Consider the following 4,152-nt stretch of genomic DNA (forward strand, 5'->3'; position numbering starts at 1 on the left):
ATCCTGACTGCGCGGCGTATGCCACGGCCATTGCAACAGGCCAGGCCCCCATCAATCAATGTCCGCCAGGCGGCGCTGAAGGCGTGCAGCGGCTGTCGGCCATCACCGGTCAGCCCGTTCAGCCGCTCAATCCCTCCAACGGCACAGAAGGCCCGCGTGCTGTCGCCTTCATCGATGAAGACTGGTGCATAGGCTGCACCTTGTGCATCAAGGCCTGCCCGACCGACGCCATCATGGGCAGCAACAAGATGATGCACACCGTCATCGAGCCCTGGTGCACGGGCTGCGAGCTGTGCATCCCGGTCTGCCCTGTTGACTGCATCAGCCTGGAAAACGTCACGGGCGAGCGCACAGGCTGGACGGCATGGTCCCCGCAAGAGGCCGACACCGCCAGGGCCCGTTATGAATTCCATCAGGCCCGGTACAGGAACAGCACAAGCCCGAAGGAGATGGGCGCAGGCAAAGTGACAGACCCGCCACAGGCCCCGCTACCCGCCTCGGCTGCACGCCCCGGAGACGACCCCGCCGTGACAGACCGCAAGCGCATGGTGATTGAAGCCGCCCTGGCCCGCGCCCGCACACAGCGAGAGAGCGGCAAGAAGGACTGAGCAGCTCAACCCAAGGCGGCAAACGCCTTGATCACTTCGGGCGGCGCCTGGACCATTTCAATCAGCACGCCTTCACCCGAAACAGGAAACTCGTCGTTAGCCTTGGGGTGCAGGAAACAGATGTCAAAACCCGCGGCGCCCTTGCGAATGCCGCCGGGCGCAAAGCGCACGCCCTTGGCTGTCAGCCATTCCACAGCCCTGGGCAGGTCGTCTATCCACAGGCCCACATGGTTGAGCGGCGTGGTGTGCACCGCAGGCTTCCTGTCCACATCCAGCGGCTGCATCAGGTCGACCTCAACCTTGAACGGGCCGCTGCCGATTGCGCAGATGTCTTCATCGACGTTTTCACGTTCGCTGACGAAGTTGCCAGTGACCTCCAGGCCCAGCATGTCGACCCACAGCGTGCGCAGCCGGTCTTTGCTGGTGGCGCCAATGGCGATCTGCTGGATGCCCAGCACCTTGAAAGGGCGTCCGGTGCTCATGCCTGAAATTCCACAATCGGTTGGTCCACGCTCAGCGATTCACCCTTGGCTGCCAACACCTTTCCCACCACGCCGTCAGCGACAGCGAACAGCACGTTCTCCATCTTCATCGCTTCAATCACGGCCACGCGCTCCCCAGCCTGCACTTTCTGGCCCACCTGCACGGCAACGTCCACCAGCAAGCCCGGCATGGGCGACAGCACATAGCGGCTCATGTCCGGGGGCGCCTTGTAGGGCATGAGCGCATGCAGTTGCGCCGCACGCGGCGACAGTACCAGGGCATCAAGCCGTGTGCCGTTGTGTGCGATGCGGATGGCCAGCGGGTTGCGCCCGACACCGCGTTCGACCTGTGCAGCGAACGGCTGGCCGTTCACGGTGCCGCGTATGCGCGCACCGCCCAAATGCCAGTTGCTACAAATTTCATAGCTGCTTGCGCCCGTATCTACTGTTCCGGAGCCTGATTGCGCTTGATAATTTCGCACAGTGACAGGGTGTTGCGTGTTCTGTCCCGCAGCGTCCAGGCCGACTACCACGAACTCCTCCCCTACCGTCACGCCATGGCCCGGCAACTGCCCGCTGATGCCGGCGGCACGGCCCAGCATGCGGCGATTAACGTAAGCGGCCAGCGCCAGCAGGAACGAAGGATCATCGTGCGGCACATCTTCGGCGTGAAAGCCTTTGCTGTAGTTTTCAGCAATGAAGCCGGTATTGAAGTCGCCCGCCACAAATTTCGGATGCGCCAGCAAAGCCGCCTGAAAAGGAATGTTGCTCGATATGCCGCGAATCACAAAACCATTGAGCGCCTCACGCATCTTGGCGATGGCGTCTTGACGGTCCTTGCCGTGCACGATGAGCTTGGCGATCATCGAGTCATAAAACATCGGGATTTCGCCGCCGTCCTGCACGCCGGTATCCACGCGCACGCCGTACAACTGCGAGGTGTCTGCCGCGAACATGGTTTCCTTGGGCGGCTGAAAGCGCACCAGCCGGCCCGTGGACGGAAGGAAGCTGCGGAATGGATCTTCAGCGTTGATACGGCATTCAATCGCCCAGCCATTGCGCTGCACGTCTTTCTGCGCGATCGGCAGCTTCTCGCCGGCCGCCACGCGAATCATCAACTCCACCAGGTCCAGCCCGGTAATGCATTCCGTCACCGGGTGCTCCACCTGCAGCCGGGTGTTCATCTCAAGAAAGTAAAAACTCTGGTCCTTGCCAACCACGAACTCCACCGTGCCGGCGCTCTGGTACTTCACCGCCTTTGCCAACGCCACGGCCTGCTCGCCCATAGCTTTGCGCGTCGCGTCGCTGATGAAAGGCGACGGCGCCTCTTCAATCACCTTCTGGTGGCGCCGCTGGATGGAGCATTCGCGTTCATTCAGGTACACCACATTGCCATGGCTATCGCCCAGCAACTGGATTTCGATGTGGCGGGGTTCTTCGACAAACTTCTCGATAAAGACGCGGTCGTCGCCAAAGCTGTTGCGCGCTTCGTTGCGGCAAGAGGTAAAGCCTTCAAAGGCCTCCTTGTCGTTGAACGCCACGCGCAAGCCTTTGCCACCACCGCCGGCAGAGGCCTTGATCATCACCGGGTAGCCAATGCCCTTGGCAATCTCCACGGCCTTCTCGGCCGTTTCAATCGCATCGTTCACGCCGGGAATGCAATTCACGCCCGCCGCGCCGGCCAGCTTTTTCGATTCAATCTTGTCGCCCATGGCGGCAATCGAATAGTGCTTGGGGCCGATAAAGATGATGCCCTCTTCCTCGACACGTTTGGCAAAGCCTGCGTTTTCGCTCAGAAAGCCATAGCCAGGGTGCACTGCCTGCGCACCCGTTTGCTTGCAAGCCGCAATAATTTTGTCGGCCTGCAGATAGCTGTCACGGCTGGGCGCCGGGCCTATGTTGACGGCCTCGTCCGCCAACTCAACGTGGCGGGCGTCTTTGTCGGCGTCGGAATACACCGCAACAGTCTTGATGCCCATTTTTCGGGCGGTGAGAATGACGCGGCAAGCGATCTCGCCCCGATTCGCAATCAGTATTTTGGTAAACATCGTTTTACTTCCTGTCCTGTTTGGCGAGCAGCGCCTTGCGCTCGGCCGTAAAGTCCCACCACGGCTGTTTCGGTCCGCCGTTCATGAATTTTTTCGCTGCCATGAAGGTGTCAAGAACGCATGGGTCGTGACGCCGGCCCATGGGATCACGCAACGCCTCGTACATCTTCAACGCGTTCATGCGCTTCACATCCGACGGGGCTTGAATGCCGACGGACTGCAGATCCGCCGCCAGCGACTTTCCGATATTCGGTATGTCGGTCAATACCCTCACCTCTGCAGCATGCATTGCCTTGGCCATCACGCGGTCCCTACAGTGGAATGTTCCCGTGCTTGCGCCACGGGTTCTCAATCTTCTTGTCGCGCAGCATCACCAGCGACCGGCAGATGCGCTTGCGCGTCTCATGCGGCAGGATCACGTCGTCGATAAAGCCGCGCGCGCCAGCGACAAAAGGATTGGCAAAGCGGGCCTTGTATTCGGCCTCTTTGGCAGCCAGCTTGGCCGGGTCACCCTTGTCTTCGCGGAAGATGATTTCCACCGCGCCCTTGGCGCCCATCACGGCGATTTCGGCGTTGGGCCAGGCGAAGTTGACGTCGCCGCGCAGATGTTTGGAGCTCATCACATCATAAGCGCCACCATAAGCCTTGCGGGTGATCACGGTGATCTTGGGCACGGTGCATTCGGCATACGCATAGAGCAGCTTGGCGCCGTGCTTGATGATGCCGCCGTATTCCTGGCTGGTGCCGGGCATGAAACCGGGAACGTCGACAAAGGTAATCACCGGAATGTTGAAGGCATCGCAAAAGCGCACAAAGCGTGCAGCCTTGATGGAGCTTTTGATGTCCAGGCAACCCGCCAGCACCAAAGGCTGGTTGGCGACGATGCCGACCGACTGGCCTTCCATGCGGGCAAAGCCGATGATGATGTTTTTGGCGTACTCGGGCTGGATCTCGAAGAAGTCGCCGTCGTCCACCGTCTTGACGATGAGTTCCTTCATGTCGTAGGGCTTGTTC

The 4,152-nt window shown here is 60.5% G+C and carries 5 protein-coding genes; 1 reads left to right on the forward strand and 4 read right to left on the reverse strand.

Annotated elements, in window-relative coordinates; all coding sequences use genetic code 11:
• Positions 1 to 608, forward strand: a 608-nt coding sequence (locus AC1DWI_RS15315; RefSeq protein WP_477725139.1) for an RnfABCDGE type electron transport complex subunit B, incomplete at its 5' end; no start/stop codon positions are given.
• A gap of 5 nt (positions 609 to 613) precedes the next feature.
• Here the strand turns inward: AC1DWI_RS15315 and AC1DWI_RS15320 are convergent.
• The 4 genes from AC1DWI_RS15320 to AC1DWI_RS15335 form a co-directional block, all read right to left on the reverse strand.
• A complete protein-coding gene (locus tag AC1DWI_RS15320; RefSeq protein WP_477669125.1) occupies positions 614 to 1,090 on the reverse strand; it encodes a VOC family protein in 477 nt (158 codons plus the stop codon).
• Positions 1,087 to 3,138: an acetyl-CoA carboxylase biotin carboxylase subunit gene (locus tag AC1DWI_RS15325; RefSeq protein WP_477669124.1), complete on the reverse strand. Its 2,052-nt coding sequence runs from the start codon at positions 3,136 to 3,138 to the stop codon at positions 1,087 to 1,089. Before AC1DWI_RS15325 ends, AC1DWI_RS15320 begins: the two co-directional genes overlap by 4 nt.
• A gap of 4 nt (positions 3,139 to 3,142) precedes the next feature.
• Positions 3,143 to 3,439 (reverse strand): helix-hairpin-helix domain-containing protein, encoded by a 297-nt coding sequence (locus AC1DWI_RS15330; protein WP_477669123.1) that lies wholly within the window; start codon positions 3,437 to 3,439, stop codon positions 3,143 to 3,145.
• Positions 3,440 to 3,449: 10 nt separating this feature from the next.
• Positions 3,450 to 4,152, reverse strand: a 703-nt coding sequence (locus AC1DWI_RS15335; RefSeq protein ID WP_477725140.1) for an acyl-CoA carboxylase subunit beta, incomplete at its 5' end; no start/stop codon positions are given.

It is taken from the genome of Polaromonas sp. P3_C2 (assembly GCF_056402675.1).